Origin of the sequence: Sphingobium vermicomposti (assembly GCF_011762025.1) — a bacterium.
In the GTDB taxonomy this organism is placed as follows: Bacteria; Pseudomonadota; Alphaproteobacteria; order Sphingomonadales; family Sphingomonadaceae; genus Sphingobium; species Sphingobium vermicomposti.
The window spans coordinates 424,439-443,865 of record NZ_JAASQR010000001.1; the positions used below are offsets into that span (position 1 = coordinate 424,439).

The window sequence follows — 19,427 nt, forward strand, 5'->3', positions numbered from 1 at the left end:
GGCGTGCGAAAGTTCGTCCGCAGAGGCATCTTTTCAGTATGCCGCCTTCTCAATATCCCGACGACAGGATCTGATCGACCGCGCCGCGCTTCAGATGCGCCTGTGCCGCATGGGCATAGCCTGCCTGCTGCGCGATACGCTTGCCCAGCATGACGGCGCTTTCGACGGCTTCCTTCGATGCGGGGGGCAGTGGCACGAGGATGATCGGCGCGGGCAACATGGTTTGAATGGCCGCGTCCGCCGCCTCGACCGAGGTTTCGCCTCCTTCAGCCCTGAGGTCGGCAAGAATATCGGCGACGCGCGCGTGCATCTTTGCATATTCCGCCGCGCTGGCGAGATCGTCATCGGAGCCTGAAGTCGCCGGTTTGCCGGATGGGTGCTGTCTGCCGCTACCCTGGCCATCCGACATGACGGGTCGCTGGTTGGCAGATACAGGCTGTATTGCGGACACAGGTGAGGTCGCACGGGGGGAGACCCGATCGGCAGACAATTCGTTCCGCGACATATATTCGTTCATGACGCACCATCCTAATGCGTCCCCATGAACAGAGTACGGCAATCAATGCCTAAGATTTAGTTCACCCTGAGAATATTTTCAGAGCTTGCGGCCATCCGCGTCGAAACGCAGGTCGTCGGGCACATTGATGAAGGGCCGGTCCATCTCGCTCGCCATCCGGTTTTCCACGCGGAAGACGAAGGCAAGCACCGTGGCGACCGCCATATAGAGCCCTTCATTGACGACATGACCAGCGCGCGAGGTGAAGTAGATGGCGCGGGCGAGATCGGGATATTGCAGCACCGTCACGCCATTCTGGTCGGCCAGTTCACGAATGGCAGCGGCGATTGCGTCGCACCCCTTGGCAACGACGACGGGCGCGGCGTCCTGCCCCGGTTTGTAGCGCAGCGCCACGGCGAAATGGGTGGGATTGGTGATGATGACGCTGGATTCGGCCACGGCCTGGCGCGCCGATCCGCTGAGCACTTCAAACTGGCGGCGGCGGATCTGGCCTTTCAGCTCTGGCGAGCCTTCACTTTCCTTATGTTCGTCCTTGATATCCTGCTTGCTCATGCCCAGCCGTTTGGACCGCTGCATGATCTGGCTCGGCACGTCGATGCCCGCGATCACGAACAGGCCGCCCGCCATGATGAGGCAGGTCATGATGAACATGTTGCCTAGGTCCGACATGGCAGGGGCGATCCCCGCCTTGCCCAGGCCGATGATGGCGGTCAGCCGGTCCCAGATTACCCAGACGCCGATCGATCCCAGCAAGCCGACCTTCGCAATCGATTTGAGCAGTTCGATCAGCCCCTGCATGCCGAACATGCGTTTGAGGCCAGCGGCGGGGTTGAGTTTCGACGCCTTGGGCGCGAAAGCCCCCGGACGGAAACCCAGCGAACCCAGGATCGCAGGACCGGCGATTGCGGCAAGGGTGGTCGCCAGCAATATGCCGCCCACCGGCAGGGCGATGCCGGTCAGCAGGCTCATGCCGCGCGCGGCGGGCGCGAAGTCGGTGATATCCTCCCGCCGGAAGCGCAGCGCCTCAACCAGCATCTGCGACAGCGAATCGACAACCGAGGGTCCGGTGATTGCGATCCAGCCGATGCCCGCCATCACCACCAGAGCGGTCGCCAGTTCCTTGGACTGGAGGATGTCGCCCTTCTTGGCGGCGTCCTGCAATTTCTTCGGGGTTGGCTTCTCGGTCTTTTCGCCGCCGCCGTTGCTGTTCCCCGACATGTCAGCGGCCCTCCGCGATGGACTGGGCCTGATCCAGCCCGGCCTTGAGCGACGCTGTCAGCCCTTCGCCCATGACGGGCGCGGCGACGGCGAGAAGGATGAGGCCCGCCATCAGCGCGACGGGCATGCCGACCGCGAAGAGGTTGAGCGACGGCGCGCTGCGCGCCAGCATGCCCATGACGATCTGAACCAGCACCAGCGCAAAGCCGACCGGCAGTGCGACCGTGACCCCGGCACCCAAAAGCGCTCCGCCGAACTGGACGAGACTCCACACCGCATCATTGCTGAGCATCGCGCCGCCAGGGGGCAGCGCCTGATAGCTTTGCACCACGAAGCTGGCGAGCATCAGGTGGCCGTCCATGCCGAGCAGCAGGAAGGTGGCGAGGATCGACAGGAAGGTTCCGACCGCCTGCGTCGTCTGGCCTGAGGATGGGTCGACCATGGCGGCGAAGTTCAGCCCCATGGCATTGCCGATCGTTTCGCCAGCGACGAAGGCGGCGGCATAGCCGATCTGGACCGCGAACCCCATGGCAAGGCCCGCGAGCACTTCGCCCGCGACGAGCATCACACCCTGAAAACTGGCCACGCCATCGGTGGGCAGCTGGATCGTGACGCTGTTGAGCGCAGCCATTCCAAGCGCGAGCGAAAGGATGAAGCGCAGCGGCAGCGGCACGGCGGGCGCGCCGAAGACCGGGGCCGCGATGAACGCCGCGCCGGGCCGGATCATGGCGATGAGCCAGACCCACAGCTGCGTTTCAACGTTCGCGAAGCCCGGCGCGATCATTGGAGGAGGTCCGGGATCCGTTCGAAGATTTCGCGGGTAAAATCGGCGATCAGCACCATGATCGACCCGCCGAACAGTGCGAGCATGCCGCCGACCACGATGATCTTGGGAATGAAGCTGAGCGTCTGTTCGTTGACCGAGGTCGCGGCCTGCACCATGCCGATGAGCACGCCCGCGATCAGCGCGGGGATCAGCACCGGCGCGGCGGCCAGCGCGGTGATCCAGAGCGCCTGCTGGGCAAGGCCCATGAAGAAATCGGCGTTTTCCACGCCTACCTCCGTTCGCCCTGAGCCTGTCGAAGGGCCATTCTTTTTGCAAGGAAAGGAAAGGGCTTCGACAAGCTCAGCCCGAACGGTGAGGAGAGTTTGGCTTCAATCATGTCGCGAACGACCCCGCCAGGCTGCCCATGGTCAGCGCCCATCCATCCACCAGCACGAACAGCAACAGCTTGAAGGGCATGGAGATGATGGTCGGCGACAACATCATCATGCCGAGCGCCATCAGCGTGGAGGCGACCACAAGGTCGATGATGAGGAAGGGCAGGAAGATCATGAAGCCGATCTGGAACGCGGTCTTGAGTTCCGAGGTCACGAAGGCCGGCAGCAGGATGGAAAAGGGAATGTCGGCAGGCGACCGGAAAGCGGGTGCTTCGGCGAGGTTGGCGAATAGCTTGAGGTCGGTTTCGCGCGTCTGTTTCGACATGAAGCCGTGCAGCACCTTGGCAGAACGGCCCACGGCTTCCTCTATGCTGATCTGACCCTTGCCATAGGGGTCGAACGCCTGGGCGTTGATCGTGTCGATCGCCGGGCGCATCACGAAGAGCGAGAGAAAGAGCGACAGGCCGACCAGCACCTGATTGGGCGGGGTCTGTTGAAGACCGAGCGCCTGGCGCAGCAGCGACAGGACGATGATGATGCGGGTGAAGCTGGTCATCATGAGCACGAGCGACGGCAGCACCGTCAGCAGGCTCATGAGGATGAGGATTTGCAGCGATAGCGACAGCGGGCGGCCATCGCCCGAAATCGCGCCCATCGCGCGGGTCAGCGCGCCGCCATTGTCGACCGGCGCTGCGGGGACGGCCTGCGCGGCGGCTTGTGCAAGCGCAGGTTCCGCCAGCAACAGACCGGCGGCCAGCGCAAGCCCGCCGATCAGCAGCGCCTTAGCGCGCACGATATGGGTCGCCTTCCGCGATCTTCTCTATCCGGCCACGGGTCACGGACAGCAGAATCTTCTTACCTTCAAATTCGACGACGGCGAGCTTGCCGAAGGTGCCGAGCGGCAGCGCTTCGAGCATTTTCAGCGACCGGCCATCCTGCCCGACCATCAGGCCGGGCTGATATTTGCGCCACAGCCACAGCGCCCCGAAGGCCATGCCACCGACCAGCGGCAATAGGATCAGCAGTTTGACGAAATACCAGAACATGGGGCGGATCCGCGATTATGGTTAACTCGCCCTTCCGAATCAGAAAGATCGGCGCGCAGCAAGGGAAAAGCGTGTGCGGCGCGATCAGCCGCGCCGTTCGACCCCCGCAAGGCGGTTTTCGGCGTTAGCGATATCGACGATGCGGATGCCATAGCGACCGTTCACCGTCACCACCTCACCCTTGGCGATCAGTGCGCCGTTGACCATGATGTCGAGCAGGTCGTCGGCCTGGCGATCCAGTTCCACGATGCTGCCTTCGGCCAGGTCCATGACCTCCGCCAGGCGCAGCGAGGTAGAGCCGACCTCTACCGACATGCGGACGGGAATGTCGGCCAGCAGGCGGAATTGCGGGTTGCTGACCATGCGGCTCAACCCCGTGTCACCCATGCCGTCGATCCGCGGCGCTTCGCTCATGTCACTCATTTGGCTGATCCCTGTGCAAGCTTTTCAATCTGGAAGGCGGCGCGGCCATCCTGTTCGCCGATCGAGCCATGGGCGACGATGCGGTCTCCCACGATCAGCGGCAAGCTGCGGCTGATCGTGACGGGAATGATATCGCCGGCCTTCAATTGCATGAGGTCGGCGAGGGAAAGGTTGGGGCGCGCCAGCACCGTGCGGGCAGGCAGGCGGATGTCGCGCATGCGGTTGGCGATGCGGGCCTGCCATATGGGATCGGTGCGATCTTCGTCCACCGTGGCCTTCGCGCCCATCAGCGGCTCCACCGCGCGTAGCGACGACAGCGGGAACAACAGGTCGATCGGCCATTCCTGGTCGCGCGTGATGCTGAGGTTGAAGCGTTGCAGCACCATCTGTTCATCGGATGGTGCCGCCGAAGCAAAGCCGACGCCGGTTTCCCGGACGATAAGGCTGACGTCGAGCGGCAGGATGTCGGTCCAGCTTTCCACCATCCGCGCGATCAACGCTTCGGAAATGCGGCTGATCAGACGATCTTCGGTGGGCGTGAATTCGCCCCGCGCGGGCAGCGGGCGATTGCCGATGCCGCCGTAGAAACAATCCACCAGCGTCGAGATCATGGTGGCGTCCATGCGCAGCAGCATCTGCCCCTTGAGCGGAGCGACGCGGTAGACGCCGATGCTGGAAAAGCTGGGCACCTGAGCGGACCAGGCGGCAAAGTCGATCAGTTGCGCATCCTGCACCCCGACATGGGGCCGCACGCCGGAAATCGGTTCGACCAGGGTACGCAAACGCCGGCCGAGCTTTTCGCCCAGCCGGTCGAGCCCGGACAGCATCTGTGGTGTCTGCGATTCCCCCCGCCCGAAGGCGTAGGTCTGAACGTCGTTCATCTTAGTCCCCTGCCCGGCGGATCAGGGGACTTCCCGACCTTTCAGACACCCCTATTGAATAACGAAATTGGTAAAATAAACGTTATCGATGCCGCCATAGCCCGTTTTTTGCTTCAAAATATCGTTTATTATGATCTTTATCTTGCCCTGAAGCTGTCGCTTGCCTTCCGGCGTTCCCAGCATCATTTCAGGCTGCTGGGCGAGCATCATCAGCACCTGGCTGCGAATCGCCATCTCATGGGTCTTGATCGCTTCGATCACGCGCATGTCGTAATAGGTCGAAACGGCGATCGAAATCTGGGCGAAGGCGTCGGTGTCCGACATGTTGGACGTGAAGGGTGCCTGCAGCTGGAAATAGGTCGCCTGATAGGCGGACGGGTTGACCGGCGTCGGCAAATCGATGCCCTTGCCCGGCTTTTGCGCGGACCCGTGGCCTGCAACAGCAGCGCCGTCATGACCCTCGCCGCCCATGCCGTGCGCCTTTGCAATCTCTTCGGCATTTTCACCGGCCAGGACGAGCACGGGCTTGTTCGGGTCCGTCTTGGGTCCTTCTTCCTTCGCGCCAAAGAAACCGGCGGCATAGAGACCGCCCGCAGCGCCCACGCCGCCCAGCACCATGGCGATGACGATCAGGAGGATCATTTTCATGCCTCCCCCCTTCTTTTTCTTCGCCTTCGCCTCGTCGCTCATGTGCCGGTCCCCCGAAAATCCTGTTGATCAAGCGTAGCGCGCGCGCCCAGCACTACTGGCGTCCTGGCGCGCTTCTGCATGGTTAAGAACGGCAGGGTCGCCGGAGGATTTAGGGGCGAAACCGCTATTTTCACGCGATTGCCAGCGGCCCTGCTGTCCTTGCGACTGACCCATATTCTGACTGTTATTCTGTTGCCAAGCCGATGCGGTCTGGGACCCTTGCTGCTGCGATGACTGACGTTGCGAGGTGTCGCCGCCCATGTCGGAACGGGCGGATTCCCCCACGGGTGCTCGTTCGATCCTGACTTCGGAGATGCGGACAGCGGAAAGGGCCGAGTCCAGTTTGAGCCGGTCGCTATCCTGCCGCAGTGCCCACTCCGCTGCTTCGCTGGCGACCGTCAGGCTGACCGCTGCGCCGTCAGCGCCATGGCGAATATCCACCTGCACCGCGCCCAGATGGCCGGTGTTGACCTGGAACCGGCCCTGCGCACCATTGGCGGACAGTCCGGCGATGTCGCGGGCAAGCCCGTCGATCCACTGGCCCGATACGCCCATGTCGACGACCTGCGCGCCAAGGCTGGCGGAAAGGTCCACGGCGGGAACGGCAGGCGTGGCAACCGGACTGGTTGCGAGCGGGGGTGCGGCGGCGGTGGCCAGCGGCGTGATATCGGCGGGCGTCGCGGTAAGGGAGGGATTGGGCGCGGCGTCCGCGACGGGCGCGGGCGGGCTATTCTTGATGCGCGCGGCGGCGGAAACCTGCTCTCCGACAGGCGCGGACGATGTGCCAGATTGGCGGGCGGCAACCTGTTCGCGGACCAGTTGCAGCAAGGCCAGTGCCTCCGCCTTTACGGGCTTGCCGTTCAGGATGGGGGCGGCTGGTGCCGTGTCGCTGGCGACTGAGGCGCTCTGATCGGCTGCGGGCCGCGGCGTTTGATCGGGGTTGGATTCCGGTATCTTCGCGTCGTTTCTGGCCCCAGGCTTGGCTGTATCGCCTGCCGGTGCGGACTTGCCGCCACGAGCCACTGGCGTTGGTTCGGCCATGGGCGCGAGCGGCGCGACCGTCTGGGCGACCGGCGCGGTGTCGGTGGCGGGGGCGGACTGCTCTGCGGCCTGGACTGGTGTCGGCTCCTTCGGCGTCGGGCCGGGAGTTGGCTCCACCGCGATTTGGGGCGTAGCAATGGCCGGGGCAGTGGGCGTGGGCGTGGGCGTGATGGAGGCGGCCTCCGCTGGTGCGGTCCCGTTCGTCGAAAGAACGGGGGCAGGCTCCACCGGGATCGCAGGCGTAGCGATGGGCTGCGCGGCGGGCGCACTTGCTGGCGCGCTGTCCTTCGGCTGGTCAGCCTTTGCCTTTTCCTTGCGCGCGGGCTTGGGTTCAACGGGCGCGGCTTCCGCGTCTGTCGCTGCCGGTGCTTCGGGCGATGCCTTTGCCCTGTGAGGAGGGGCATCCGCCTTGATCGGGAGGGCAGCGTCTGCAGCTTGCTCCGTTGTTTGAGGCGGGGACGTGGGTGCATCACCCGGTGCTGCTGCCTCGACCTGTAGATCGGCTTGCTTGACGAGGCCGATGGCATGTCCGGGCGGCATTGTGTCGGGCGCGTCTTTGCCCGCAGCGACTGCGATGGCCAGGCCGGGCGGGACATGGTCGTGCGGGGGCTTGGCGGCGGGCTGGCCGACATCCAGTGAAAGGTCTGGGGTGATGACAGGGATCGCCTGCCCTTCGGCCTGTGGCAGGGACGGGGCGGCGGGCAAAGCGATTGGCTCTGCAGGAGCGCCCTCCCCCATCGATCCGTTCAGCATCGCCGCGAAATCCGGCGTTTCCCCTGACGCAGCAGGCGGGGTGGCCCCCGTGCCGCGAGAGGTGGAGGAAAAAAGCAGTGTCTTGAGGCTGGCAAGCATGTTCATGTCAGACATCTCCCGTCCGCTGCATCCGGCGATAGCGCGGCAAGGCCGCCAGCTTGTTCTCTCGCCATTCCTCAAGGTTTGCGCGGGCGCGATCCTTGAGCTTTTCGGCGATTTCGCGATCACGATTGGCCACGAGGCTGAGGCCTTCCTTGACCTCTACCTTGCGGCGCGCATCGTAAAGCGCACCATCCAGCTGACGGCCAGCCTGCTCCAGCCGACCAGCAAGTTCCTGCATGGATGCAAAAGTCGCGCCATTTTCGACGCCTTGTCCCGTGAAGAGGTCTCCGCGCACCTTGCGCAGCCGGTCGGCGTTGCGGGCGATGCCTTCGGCTTCGTCACGAGCGCGCGCGGTTTCAGCGGCAGCCAGGGCATGTTGCACATGGCGGACGCGCAGGACGCGCTGGCGGCGGGCGACCGTTCCCTTCATGCGCCAAACTCGGCGACCAACGCGTCGGCGCTGGTGGAAAGGTCGATGCGGCTCTTCTGATCCTGGCGGATGAATTCCAGTATTTCCTGGCGGCGCTGCACGGCTTCGTCGATCACCGGATCGTTGCCGGGGCGATAGGCGCCCATCAGGATGAGGTCGCGATTTTCTTCATAAGCAGCCCAGAGGCGGCGATAGGAGGCGGCGGCCATGCGATGTTCGTCGGACACGACATCGGCCATGACGCGCGAGAGCGATTTGCCGATGTCGATGGCCGGGAAGATCGCCTGTTCCGACAAATGGCGCGAGAGGACGAAATGGCCGTCCACGATGGCGCGGGCGGCATCGACGATCGGGTCGTCGGTGTCGTCGCCATCGGCCAGCACAGTGTAGAGCGCGGTGATCGATCCGCCGGTGCGGCTATCGACGCCTGCGCGCTCGACCAGGCGGGGGATGAGTGCCAGCGCGGAGGGCGGATAGCCCTTCATTGCGGGGGGTTCGCCAAGGGCCAGGCCGATTTCGCGCTGGGCATGGGCGCAGCGGGTCAGGCTGTCGATCAGCAGCAGCACCTTCTTGCCCCGCGCCCGGAAATATTCGGCAATGGCGGTGGCGCGGGCGGCGGCGCGCAGGCGCAGCACCGGGGGATGGTCAGCCGGAACGGCGACGACGATGCTCTTGTGCATCGAATTTTTGAGCTTGGTTTCAAGGAAGTCGCTGACTTCGCGGCCTCGTTCGCCGATCAGGCCGACGACGACGATGTCGGCTTCCGCCCCCGCGATCATCTGGCCCATCAGCACCGACTTGCCGACGCCCGACCCTGCGATAATGGCGATGCGCTGACCGCGCCCGGCGGTGAGCAGCGCGTTGACCGCGCGCACGCCAAGGTCGAAGGGTTCAGTGACCCGGCCTCGGTCGAGGACATTGCCCTTTACGCCGTTGAGCGGCCAGCTGCCGCCTGCGATGATCGGTCCCTTGCGGTCGAGCGGCTGGCCCATGGCGTCGATGACGCGGCCGATCAGCCCTTCGCCCACCTGCACCATGTTCGCCTGGCTATCCGGTTCGACGCGCGCGCCATTTTCGAGTGGTGCGTCATTGTCGAGCGGCACCAGTAACGTCTTGTCGCCGCGAAAGCCGACGACTTCAGCGCGGCAGACGGTGTCATCCGACGCGATCACGCGCGCGCCTGCACCAATGGGTTTGCGGAAGCCGGTGACCTCCAGCATGCCCGCGTCGTGGCTGACCAGGCGTCCCACATGGCGGGGCTGGCGGTTCTGCACCTGGAGATGGTCGAACAGGCTTTCCGCCTGCTTGAGCGCGGCCTTGATCATGCCCAAATCCCCTTCATGAACGGCCTTCCATGTCGTCCATCAGCGCGCGCAGGCGCGACAGGCGCACATCGGGGCCGTCCTCTACCCAGCCATCGGCGGTTTCCAGCCGCACGCAGCCGCGATGCATGGCGGGGTCGGCGATCAGCTTCAGGCCGATTGCTTCGCCTTCCAGCATCGCCACGTCTTCGGGATGCAGATGGAGCGCGCCTTTATCGTCATTATCCTCGATAAAGGCGGCGACCGTGTCGCAGCGCTGGAACAGACGTTCCAGGTCGATCTCTACCTCACCGACAATCTGTTCGACCAGCCGGACAACGGTTGCGGACAACATGGTGGACAACATGCCGCTGGGCGCGGGGGTGAGCAGTTCCAGCGCGTCGGCCAGGCGTGCGCGGGACTCCGCATCGGCGGCGGCGGCGTCGCCGACCACCCGGCATCCTTCGTCGAAGCCCTGCGCGAAAGCTTCCATCCGCGCCTGTTCGATCAGGTCCTCATCCGTCATTACGGGCTTGCCGTCGTGCATGCCCGTGCCGCGCGAAGCTGGCGCTTGCGAATAAAGGCTGCGGAAACCCCCGCTCCTTACCTGCCCCATGCCGCCCAGCGGAATGCTGGCGGCGTCAAGATTGCTGCTGGCGTCCCAAACCTTAAACAAAGTCGTTCCCCTTGCCGCCCAGCATGATGGTGCCAGCGTCGGCCATGCGGCGCGCGGTGGCGATGATCAGCTTTTGCGCCTCGATCACTTCGGCAAGGCGGATCGGCCCGCGTTCCTCGATCTCGTCCGCGATGGACTCTGCCGCGCGAGCGGACATGGAGCCGAAGATCTTGCCCTTGAGCATCTCATTCGCGCCCTTCAGCGCGACGACCAGTATGGAGGCGTCGATGGTGCGCATCAGCGTGCCCATATTCTTGTCGTCCATGTCGATGAGGTTATCGAAGACGAACATCTCCTCCTCGATCGTCTGGGCGACCATCTTGTCGCGCTTTGCGACGGCCTTCATGATCCGCTGTTCATTGTCCTTGCGGACGTTGTTCATGATCGCAGCCGCTTCAAGCGTGCCGCCACGTTGCGAGGCCGCGCCCTGCTTCTTGGACGTGGAACCGCGCAGCAGCAGTTGCTCCAGGTCATCAAGCGCTTCGTTCGACACAGGGCCGAGCGTGGCGATGCGATAGACGATTTCTTCCTGATATTCAGCGGGAAGCAGTTGCAGGACATCCGCCGCGATCGGCGCTTCCAGATGGGCGAGCACGATGGCCATGATCTGCGGATGTTCCGCCTCTATCAGGGACGCGACTTCCTTGGCGTCCATCCATTTCAGCATTTCCAGCTGGGTCGAACGGGTCGGCGGCGTAATGCGCGCCAATATGGTTTCGGCGCGCTCTTCACCCAAAGCCTTGGTCATCGCGCCGCGAATGTGGCGGGTCGCGCCATAGCCGATCGTGGTGCGCTTCTTCGCCTTGGTGACGAAATGGTCGAGTGCTTCGTTGACTTCCTCGACCGCGACGTCGGCGACGTCGTACATGGCATAGCCAAGCTGGCGGACTTCGTCGGGTTCCAGGCGCGAGAGGATCTGCGCGGCCTCATCCTCATCGAAGAGCATCAGCAGGACGGCGGCGGCGGCGCTGCCCTTGATGGCGGCGGCTTGGGCGGCTTCAGCCATTGTCCTTCTTCCCTTCCTTCAGAAGGTCGCGGACGACAAGCGCGGCGCGATCAGGGTCCTGCTTCACGAAGTTGCGAATGAGGTCGGCGCGCTGCGCATAGTCATAGGTGGACGATATCATGTCGAGCGTCACCGTCCCGGCGGGATCAGCGACCGTCGGCGACTGACGACCGATTTCCGTCGAGATTTCGCGACCGATCTTCTGCCCATTGGCGGCCATGTTGCTGGCGGCGGCGTCCTGAGCGGCGGCGCGACGCTTTAGCAGCGGGCGGCCGATGCCGAATACGACCAGCAGCGCGACGGCCAGGGCCGACAGGTTGCGCACCAGCGGAGAAACCCAGTCGGCTTCGTACCAGGGTGCCTTCACTTCCTCCGCCTTGATGAAGCTGCGCGAGGACAAGGCGACCACGTCGCCGCGTGCCTGATCGAAGCCGACCGCGCCCTTCACCAGAGCTTCCAGAGCGGCGATTTCCTGTGCGCTGCGCGGCTTGCCATCCGCGCCATTGTCGAGCGCGACGGCGACCGACAGGCGCTTCACCGTGCCGACGGCTTCGCGGGTGACCGACACTTCGCGGCCAAGTTCAAAGCTGCGGTTGAAGGTTTCTTCGGTCTTCAGCGGCGCGCTTTCCGGGGTTGCGGGCTGATTGGTTTCCGTGCCCTGGCTGACGGCCTGACCATTGGGATTGGTCTGGGTCACAGTGGGATTGACCGGGGCCTGATTTGTGAGCGCGCCGGGGATGCCGCCTGCCTCGCCGCCAGCGCCCTGACCGCGCGGGTCGGACGCCCAGCTGCCGGTTTCAGCACGCAGGCGCGCTTCGTCCTGCGGATAGGTTTCACGGGTCGCCTGACGTTCGGCGAAGTTCAGTTCGGCGCGGACTTCAGTCGAGAAATTCTCCGCGCCCAGGATCGGGGTCAGGAGAGCGATCACGGACTGACGGTAACGGTCCTCGATCTTGCCCTGGACAGCGAGCTGGCGGTCATCGGCGGCATTGCCGTCATTATTGCTGAGCAGGCGGCCATTCTGATCGACCAGCGAAATCTGGTCCGGGCTGAGTTCCGGCACCGACGAAGCGACAAGGTGAACGATCGCGCTGACCTGCGCATCGGTCAGCGTGCGCCCTGACGCAAGGCGGAGCATGATCGACGCCGACGGCTTTGCCCGTTCCCGCAGAAAAACGCTGCGCGGTTCAACGGCAAGGTGCACCTTGGCGCTTTCGACGCTGTCGATCGCCTCAATCGTGCGGGCGAGGTCCATTTCGCGGGCCGAGCGGAGCTTTTCGCCTTCTACGGCACGCGATGCACCCATCGGCATGCTGTCGATCATGCTGTTGCCGTCGGGCGCGCTCTTGGGCAGGCCCTGCGCGGCGAGCATCATCTTCGCCTTGAAATAATCATCCTCGGCAACGGTCATTGCGCCGGAGCTGGTGAAGTCATAGGCGAGGCCATTTTGGTCCAGCACCTGCGCGACAGCCGACTTGTCGGCATCGGGCAGGCCGCGGAACAGGTCACGCTGCGGCGGTTCGCGCAGGGCGAGCCAGGCGGCCCCTGCGATGGCGACGACGCCCAGCAGGCCCAGCAGCGGCAGGCTTTTGGCCACCGCAGGCTGACGCATGAAGCCGGTGAAGCGCGCTTTCAGCGCATCGGCACCCTTCGCGCCGCCAAAGGCGGGGCTGGGGGCGGGAAGAGCGGCAGCGCCGCTATCGAGGGTGAGTGCGTTCTGGCTCATCGTTTATACCGGCATGCTCATAATGTCCTTATAGGCGGACAGGAGTTTGTTGCGGACCTGGAGGGTCGCTTCGAAGCTGACCGATGCCTGCTGCTTGGCCAGCATGACGGCGGCGATGTCGGTCGTTTCACCGCGTTCGAAGGCGGAGGCCGCTTCGCCAGCCTGGCTTTGCAGGCCGTTGACCTGCTGGAGCGCGGAGTTGAGCGCTTCGGTAAAGCCGCCGGGCTTGGTGCCTTCGGCTCCGCCGATGCCCGCGCCGCCGCCGACCGTGCCGGTCTGGGCAACGTCGCGCAGGGCGGCGTTCTTTTGGAGGATGGCGTTGCGGATCGCCATCACGCTGTCAGTCGGGGAAATGCCGGTCATGCCCTACCTCCCTCAAGCCGCTGCAAGTTCGCGCATTTCGGCGAGCCGGTAGCGAAGAGTGCGTTCTGAAATGCCCAGCTTGCGCGCGGCGGCGGCGCGGTGGCCGTCCGTCTCGCGCAGGGCGGCGCGAACCGCTTCCAGTTTCGACTGGTGGGCAACATCGCGCAGGCGGACCGGCTCGGTCGGAGCGGGCGCGGCACCAACGACGCGCAGCTGCGGCGCACCGACGATATGCAGGTCATCCGCATCGATCCGATCCCCGTCGCGCAGCACGATGGCACGCTGAAGGACGTTGCCCAGTTCACGGGCGTTGCCGGGCCAGACATGGGCGGCGAGCTTGTCGAGCGCGGCCACGGTCGGCCACACGAAATCCTGATGGCGCAGCAGCATGGCGGCGGCGATCGCGGTCACGTCGCCCGCGCGCTCGACCAGCGGGCGCAGTTCCAGCGGCATGACGTTGAGGCGCCAGTAAAGGTCTTCGCGGAAACGCCCGGCGGCGACTTCGGCGGCAAGGTCGCGGTTGCAGGCGGCGATGATGCGGACGTTGACCGGCACCGGATGGGTCGCGCCGACGGGCAGGACTTCGCCTTCCTGCAACGCGCGGAGCAGCTTGGCCTGAAGCGGCAGCGGCAGTTCAGCGATTTCGTCGAGGAACAGCGTGCCGCCATCAGCGGCAAGGAACAGGCCGTCCGACGCGTTGGCCGCGCCGGTGAAGCTGCCCTTCTTATGACCGAACAGCATCGCTTCCATCATGGTCTCAGGAAGTGCGGCGCAGTTGACGGCGATGAAGTCGTGGGAAATGCGCCCGGACTGGGCGTGGAGGAAGCGCGCCATGCCTTCCTTGCCGGTGCCGGTGTCGCCCTGGATCAGGACGGTGGCGTCGCTGCGAGCGACCCGGCCCGCCAGCGTCATCAGGCGGGCGCTGGCCGCGTCCCCAACCGCCGGGACACTTGCCGGACGCGCCAGCTCCGCGATCAGCGCGAAAGCAAAGCCCATATCTTCAAGCCCGAAGGCCACGCGGGCAGGCAGGCCGTTGGCAGCAGGCACCAGCGAAGGCATGCCGTCGATCAGGTTAATCAATATGTCGCGATGGGTGGCATGGCCGATCTCGGTCGCCAGAAGGACGCGGCGCTCGTCCCGCTCACGCGGGCTCTGCGCATCGACAATGCGCACCATGTAAAAGGCATTTTCCAGCCAGTGCTGCAAGCCCGGAACGAGCGCGCAGACTCCTCGGCTGACGTCTAGCGATGCCATGAAAGTCCCCAATCCATTTTGGCCGGTTTGTGCCCCCGCACGCTCCAGCCCCCTTCGATGTCCGACAAGTGCCCTTCGCATGGTTATCATCTGGTTAATGCGGCAATAACCTTGCCGCCTGACGGCAATTTTATTCCGCTTTGCCGCGGTCCTAAAGCGGCTTCTGTATGATGCGCGCGCGTGAAGGCCCCGGATTTACAGGACTTTTCCAACTTTTCTCAAAAAAAACGCGGCGAGCCCTAAAAGCTTCTTTCGCCCCGCCGTTATCCCCTTTCGAGGCCGCAAGCAGCCTGATGGCAGCGACCTGATAGGACACAGAAAGGGAATATCATGACTGTTATTGGAACCAACTCTTCTGCTCTGCGCGCCATGAACGCTTCGGCTTCGTCCAGCAAAGCGCTCGGCGTTGCGATGGAACGCCTGTCGACCGGCAAGCGCATCAACAGCGCCAAGGACGACGCCGCCGGCCTCGCCATCGCCGCAACCATGACTTCGCAGATCAAGGGCATGACCCAGGGCATCCGCAACGCCAACGACGGCATTTCGATGGCGCAGACGGCGGAAGGCGCGCTGCAGGAAGTCACCAACATGCTGCAGCGTATGCGTGAACTGACGGTTCAGGCTGTCAACGGCACCAACGACGACGATGCGAAAGCCAACATTAAAACCGAAGTGGATGCTTTGTCCGCTCAGATCACTAGCACTCTGACCAACACTGAATTCAATGGTCAGAAGCTGTTCGATGGTACGGCTGGCGATGGTGCCGGTACGGTAACTATCCAGGCTGGTGCCAACAGCAGCGACACTGTCGACATCCAATTCGACGATCTGGCCACAGACCTTGCTACGGTTTTGGGTCTCGACGTGACGACCGCGACCTCGACCGACCTCGATGACTTCGGCACCGCGATCCAGGGCATCGCCACGGCCCGCGCCACGCTGGGTTCGGTTCAGAACCAGCTGGAATCAGTGGTCAACAACCTGACCGCGAACGTCACCAACCTGTCTGACGCCCGCAGCCGCATCGAAGACGCCGATTTCTCGTCGGAAACGACCGCTCTCGCCAAGTCGCAGATCCTGAGCCAGGCTTCGACCGCGATGCTCGCCCAGGCGAACCAGAGCCAGCAGAACGTTCTGAAGCTGATCCAGTAATCACCGGATCACGACCTGAATTGACCGGCTGAGGTATTGGTCACCGCCAGCCAGTCATGCAAACCCGGCGCTTCACAGTCCCCACCGCGCCGGGCAAGCACCTTCGATCGAACGACCAGGCAAGAAGCCTCCGTTCCCCCGGGCGGAGGCTTCATCGCGTTTCGGGCAGGCCAAGGCTTGCAATGTGGCGACGCGCGCCCATCATGGGCCGCATGACGAAAATCAACCGTCGCGCCATGATCGCCGCATCCGGGGCTGCGCTGCTCCTCCCCCGCCCCCTGCTGGCTCAAGCCGGAGCCGAACGCTTTTCCTGGGAAGCGCTGGTGGCAAGGGCCGGTCGGCTGGCCCGCGCGCCTTATCGGGAAACGCCACATCATCCCGGTGCGCGGCGGGTCGATTATGACGCACTCTATCAGGCGCGCTTTCGCGAGGACCGCACCATCTGGGGCGATCTGCCCGGCGATACCGGCGTTCAGCTGTTTCCCTTGAGCGCTTCGGCGGAACAGCCGGTGGAAATCGCCCTGGTGGAAAAGGGCCGCGCTATCCCGCTGCGTTACGACCCCGCCATGTTCGACGCGCCTGCGGACAATGCCGTCCGCCAGCTTGGCCCCGATGCTGGCTATGCCGGTTTTCGCGTCATGAACGCCGCCCGCGACGGCGACTGGCTGTCCTTTCTGGGGGCCAGCTATTTCCGGTCGCCCGGCGCGACCAAGCAATTCGGCCTGTCCGCCCGCGCCATCGCGATCAACACCAGCATAGCGGGCACGGAGGAATTTCCCCGCTTCACCCATTTCTGGCTGGAGCGCACCGGGCGAAGCAGCCTGGTCATCTACGCGCTGCTCGATGGCGCATCGATCACGGGTGCTTATCGCTTTGCCAGCGAATTGACGCCGCAGGGGGTACGGCAGGATGTCGATACAGCGCTGTTCCCACGCCGGCCCATCGCCGAACTGGGCCTGATGCCGATGACCAGCATGTTCTGGTATGATCAGGCGAGTCGAGCGGCGCGCACCGACTGGCGACCGGAAATTCATGATTCCGACCTGTTTTCGTTCTTGAGCGCGGATGGAACCGCCCATGGCCGCCCGCTCATAAACCCGACCGCCCCGCGCGTCAGCGTCTTTGCAGAGCGCAATCCGAAGGGATTCGGCCTGATACAGCGCGACCGGAATTTCGATCATTATCAGGATGACGGGGTTTTTTACGAGCGCCGTCCGTCATTATGGGCAGCGCCGCGCAAGCCATTCGGAGCCGGGCAAATGCGCCTCTACGAGTTTCCGACGACCAGCGAATATGTGGACAATATCTGCGCTTATTGGACACCGTCTGCCCCTGTCCGCGCGGGTCGGCGGATCGATGCCAGCTATCGGCTGGACTGGTCGTCGGCGCGATCACCAGCGACGGGCGGACTTCCCCTGCTGGAAAATATCTGGTCGGGCCAAGCGGGCGAAGCGGGGGTTGACCGGCTGATCCTGGATTTTTCCGGGGTCCCGCAGGATGTCCGTCCCGATATCTGGGTCGATGTCGCCGATGGCACGCTGGTGAAGAAAGGGGTATATCCGGTACTTCACCAACCCGGCTTGTTCCGTGTCGCGCTGGATGCACGGCGCAATAGCGGCAAGCCGATGGATATTCGGGTGCAACTTCGTAACGGCGGTCGCGCGTTCAGTGAGTATGTGCATTATCCCGTCGGCGCTTGATGGGTCCCGTTAATATGGAATTAGAAGCGCCTGTATCCCCGGCAAATGGATGTGAAATGACGGCAAGCGGTGACACGCACATAGGGGATGGACCCGGCGAGAAGGGCGAAAGCCAAGGGTTTGAGCTGGTGCCCGCCGAAATGCCGCTGGCCATGCCGGTTCAGGATTTCGGCGCGACCCCGCGCGATTTCCCGCGACGACCGTTGAACATCGACCAGGTGGCGCGCCGCATTCTGGTCGTGCTGCTGGCGCTGCTACCCGCGTCCATGGCGGCTCATGAGATGCGACGATCGATCGGCCTCGACGGCATTTCCGCGTGGGAAGGCGTCTACCTGGCCCTGTTCATTCCACTGTTTACCTGGATCGCCTTTGGCTTTGCCACCAGCCTGATCGGCTTTCTGATCCTGACCATGGGCAAAGGCGCGGGCGTGCGCCGCCATCATGTGCAGTTCGCGACGCCGCTGAAAGGGCGGACGGCGGTGCTGTTGCCGGTGTGCAACGAAGATTTTCAGGAGGTGCTGGACCGGCTGTCGTTCATGGAAGGGTCGCTGACGCAGGTGATGGGCGGCGAACGGTTCGAATTTTTCATCCTGAGCGATTCCAACCCGGCCAATGGCGAGATTGAGAAGCGCGCTTATCTGGACATCCGTGAAGGCTTTTCGCGCCCGGTCCACTACCGCCGCCGCGCGCTGAATGTCGGACGCAAGCCCGGCAACATCGCTGAATGGGTGGAGCGGTTCGGCGGCGGTTATGACTATATGATCGTGCTGGACGCGGACAGCGTGATGAGCGGGCAGACCATGGCCCGGCTGGCAGCCGACATGGAACGGCATCCGCATGTCGGCCTGATCCAGACCGTGCCCACCGTCGTGGGCGCATCGACCTTTTTCGCGCGCTGGCAGCAATTCGCCAGCCGCCTGTTCGGCCCGATCTCCGCCGCGGGCATGATCTGGTGGGCGGGATCGGAAGGCATGTTCTGGGGTCATAATGCGATCCTGCGGACCAAGGCCTTTGCACAAAGTTGCGGCCTGCCCGAACTGCCGGGCCGCGCGCCATTTGGCGGTCATATCATGAGCCATGACATGATCGAGGCCGCACTGCTGCGCCGCCGTGGCTGGGACGTCCACATGGTGATGGCCGACGACAGTTTTGAGGAGTTTCCCCCGTCACTTCCCGACCTGGCGACCCGCGACCGGCGCTGGTGCCAGGGTAATATCCAGCATGTGCCGCTGATTTCCAAAATCAAGGCGCTGCATCCGGTCAGCCGTTTTCAACTGCTGGTGGGCGCTTCGGCCTATTGCACGTCGCCCTTGTGGCTGGCGCTGATGCTGGTGGTGCTGGGCGGCGCGCTGGCCGGGGTGTGGCCGCCCAGCGCCATCCTGCCGTCGGGCGGGCTGCTGGCGCTGACGGCGGTTCTGCTGTTCGGGCCAAAGCTGCTGGCGATGCTATGGGCGATGGCAGACCCTGCCAGGCGCATCGGTTTTGGTGGCGCGGCGCGGATGAGCCGGGGGCTGATTACCGACATCATATTGTCCATCCTGATGGCACCGGTGACGATGCTGACGCAGACCATCAACCTGTTTGGCATATTGATGGGCCGCAAGAGTGCGTGGAACGGCCAGACCCGCGACCGCGACGGCATGGCGATGACGAGCGCGATCTGGTTGTTCAAATATCATATCATGCTGGGCGGTGGCTTGACCGTCCTGGCCGTGAAGGCAGGCACATCGGTCGGGTGGATGCTGCCGGTGGTCGCCGGGCTGCTGCTCGCGCCTTTCCTCGCGGCGCTGACCGCGCGCAAGGATCTGGGGCAAAGGGCCGCGCAAAGCGGGCTGTTTCAGGTGGCCGAGCCATGGTGGCGCACGCAAAATTATCAGCCGACCCGTCGTCGCCCGCTGTCGATTGACGATGCGCCGGTCAAGGCGTCGGGCATGATGCCACCGACGAAGAGTTGAAGGGATAGTCCCCATCTTGTCGGGGCGTTGAA

At 64.0% G+C, this 19,427-nt stretch carries 20 protein-coding genes; 3 read left to right on the plus strand and 17 right to left on the minus strand.

Annotated features, from left to right (window positions below; translation table 11 throughout):
• Positions 1–49 precede the first annotated feature (49 nt).
• From FHS54_RS02145 to FHS54_RS02225, 17 genes are all read right to left on the minus strand, one after another.
• Positions 50–409: a hypothetical protein gene (locus tag FHS54_RS02145; RefSeq protein ID WP_243855570.1), complete on the minus strand. Its 360-nt coding sequence runs from the start codon at positions 407–409 to the stop codon at positions 50–52.
• Positions 410–595: 186 nt separating this feature from the next.
• Positions 596–1,735 carry a flagellar type III secretion system protein FlhB gene (gene flhB, locus FHS54_RS02150; RefSeq protein WP_167302140.1) on the minus strand — a complete coding sequence of 380 codons (1,140 nt, stop codon included), beginning with the start codon at positions 1,733–1,735 and terminating at the stop codon, positions 596–598.
• 1 nt (position 1,736) lies between these two features.
• Positions 1,737–2,519 (minus strand): flagellar biosynthetic protein FliR, encoded by a 783-nt coding sequence (fliR, locus tag FHS54_RS02155; RefSeq protein ID WP_167302141.1) that lies wholly within the window; start codon positions 2,517–2,519, stop codon positions 1,737–1,739.
• Positions 2,516–2,788, minus strand: a complete 273-nt coding sequence (gene fliQ, locus FHS54_RS02160; protein WP_167302142.1) for a flagellar biosynthesis protein FliQ — start codon at positions 2,786–2,788, stop codon at positions 2,516–2,518. Before fliQ ends, fliR begins: the two co-directional genes overlap by 4 nt.
• A 106-nt stretch (positions 2,789–2,894) precedes the next feature.
• Positions 2,895–3,689, minus strand: a complete 795-nt coding sequence (gene fliP, locus FHS54_RS02165) for a flagellar type III secretion system pore protein FliP (protein WP_167302143.1) — start codon at positions 3,687–3,689, stop codon at positions 2,895–2,897.
• Positions 3,679–3,942, minus strand: coding sequence for a FliO/MopB family protein (locus tag FHS54_RS02170; protein WP_167302144.1), 264 nt, complete (start codon positions 3,940–3,942; stop codon positions 3,679–3,681). Before FHS54_RS02170 ends, fliP begins: the two co-directional genes overlap by 11 nt.
• Before the next feature lie 84 nt (positions 3,943–4,026).
• On the minus strand, positions 4,027–4,365 hold the full coding sequence (gene fliN / locus FHS54_RS02175) for a flagellar motor switch protein FliN (protein ID WP_167302145.1): 339 nt from the start codon (positions 4,363–4,365) through the stop codon (positions 4,027–4,029).
• Positions 4,362–5,246 (minus strand): flagellar motor switch protein FliM, encoded by an 885-nt coding sequence (locus tag FHS54_RS02180; protein ID WP_167302146.1) that lies wholly within the window; start codon positions 5,244–5,246, stop codon positions 4,362–4,364. The genes fliN and FHS54_RS02180 overlap by 4 nt, the downstream gene beginning before the upstream one ends.
• A gap of 51 nt (positions 5,247–5,297) precedes the next feature.
• Positions 5,298–5,936 carry a flagellar basal body-associated FliL family protein gene (locus FHS54_RS02185; protein ID WP_167302147.1) on the minus strand — a complete coding sequence of 213 codons (639 nt, stop codon included), beginning with the start codon at positions 5,934–5,936 and terminating at the stop codon, positions 5,298–5,300.
• A 27-nt stretch (positions 5,937–5,963) separates the two neighbouring features.
• Complete coding sequence (gene fliK, locus FHS54_RS02190; RefSeq protein ID WP_243855572.1) at positions 5,964–7,835, minus strand: flagellar hook-length control protein FliK; 1,872 nt, start codon at positions 7,833–7,835, stop codon at positions 5,964–5,966.
• 1 nt (position 7,836) lies between these two features.
• Positions 7,837–8,262, minus strand: a complete 426-nt coding sequence (locus tag FHS54_RS02195) for a hypothetical protein (RefSeq protein WP_167302149.1) — start codon at positions 8,260–8,262, stop codon at positions 7,837–7,839.
• Complete coding sequence (locus FHS54_RS02200) at positions 8,259–9,587, minus strand: FliI/YscN family ATPase (RefSeq protein WP_167302150.1); 1,329 nt, start codon at positions 9,585–9,587, stop codon at positions 8,259–8,261. The genes FHS54_RS02195 and FHS54_RS02200 overlap by 4 nt, the downstream gene beginning before the upstream one ends.
• A gap of 13 nt (positions 9,588–9,600) precedes the next feature.
• Entirely contained in the window at positions 9,601–10,179 is a 579-nt protein-coding gene (locus tag FHS54_RS02205; protein ID WP_167302665.1) for a FliH/SctL family protein, read from the minus strand.
• 52 nt (positions 10,180–10,231) lie between these two features.
• Positions 10,232–11,245: a flagellar motor switch protein FliG gene (gene fliG / locus FHS54_RS02210; RefSeq protein ID WP_167302151.1), complete on the minus strand. Its 1,014-nt coding sequence runs from the start codon at positions 11,243–11,245 to the stop codon at positions 10,232–10,234.
• Positions 11,238–12,971 (minus strand): flagellar basal-body MS-ring/collar protein FliF, encoded by a 1,734-nt coding sequence (fliF, locus tag FHS54_RS02215; protein WP_167302152.1) that lies wholly within the window; start codon positions 12,969–12,971, stop codon positions 11,238–11,240. The genes fliG and fliF overlap by 8 nt, the downstream gene beginning before the upstream one ends.
• 3 nt (positions 12,972–12,974) lie before the next feature.
• Positions 12,975–13,334, minus strand: a complete 360-nt coding sequence (gene fliE / locus FHS54_RS02220; RefSeq protein ID WP_066526982.1) for a flagellar hook-basal body complex protein FliE — start codon at positions 13,332–13,334, stop codon at positions 12,975–12,977.
• A gap of 12 nt (positions 13,335–13,346) precedes the next feature.
• On the minus strand, positions 13,347–14,588 hold the full coding sequence (locus tag FHS54_RS02225; protein ID WP_167302153.1) for a sigma-54 interaction domain-containing protein: 1,242 nt from the start codon (positions 14,586–14,588) through the stop codon (positions 13,347–13,349).
• 330 nt (positions 14,589–14,918) lie between these two features.
• Here FHS54_RS02225 and FHS54_RS02230 point away from each other — a divergent pair, with 330 nt between their 5' ends.
• From FHS54_RS02230 to mdoH, 3 genes are all read left to right on the plus strand, one after another.
• Positions 14,919–15,740, plus strand: a complete 822-nt coding sequence (locus FHS54_RS02230; RefSeq protein WP_167302154.1) for a flagellin N-terminal helical domain-containing protein — start codon at positions 14,919–14,921, stop codon at positions 15,738–15,740.
• Positions 15,741–15,952: 212 nt separating this feature from the next.
• On the plus strand, positions 15,953–17,440 hold the full coding sequence (locus FHS54_RS02235; protein WP_167302155.1) for an OpgD/OpgG family glucan biosynthesis protein: 1,488 nt from the start codon (positions 15,953–15,955) through the stop codon (positions 17,438–17,440).
• Positions 17,441–17,496: 56 nt separating this feature from the next.
• Entirely contained in the window at positions 17,497–19,395 is a 1,899-nt protein-coding gene (gene mdoH / locus FHS54_RS02240) for a glucans biosynthesis glucosyltransferase MdoH (protein WP_167302156.1), read from the plus strand.
• Positions 19,396–19,427: the final 32 nt, after the last annotated feature.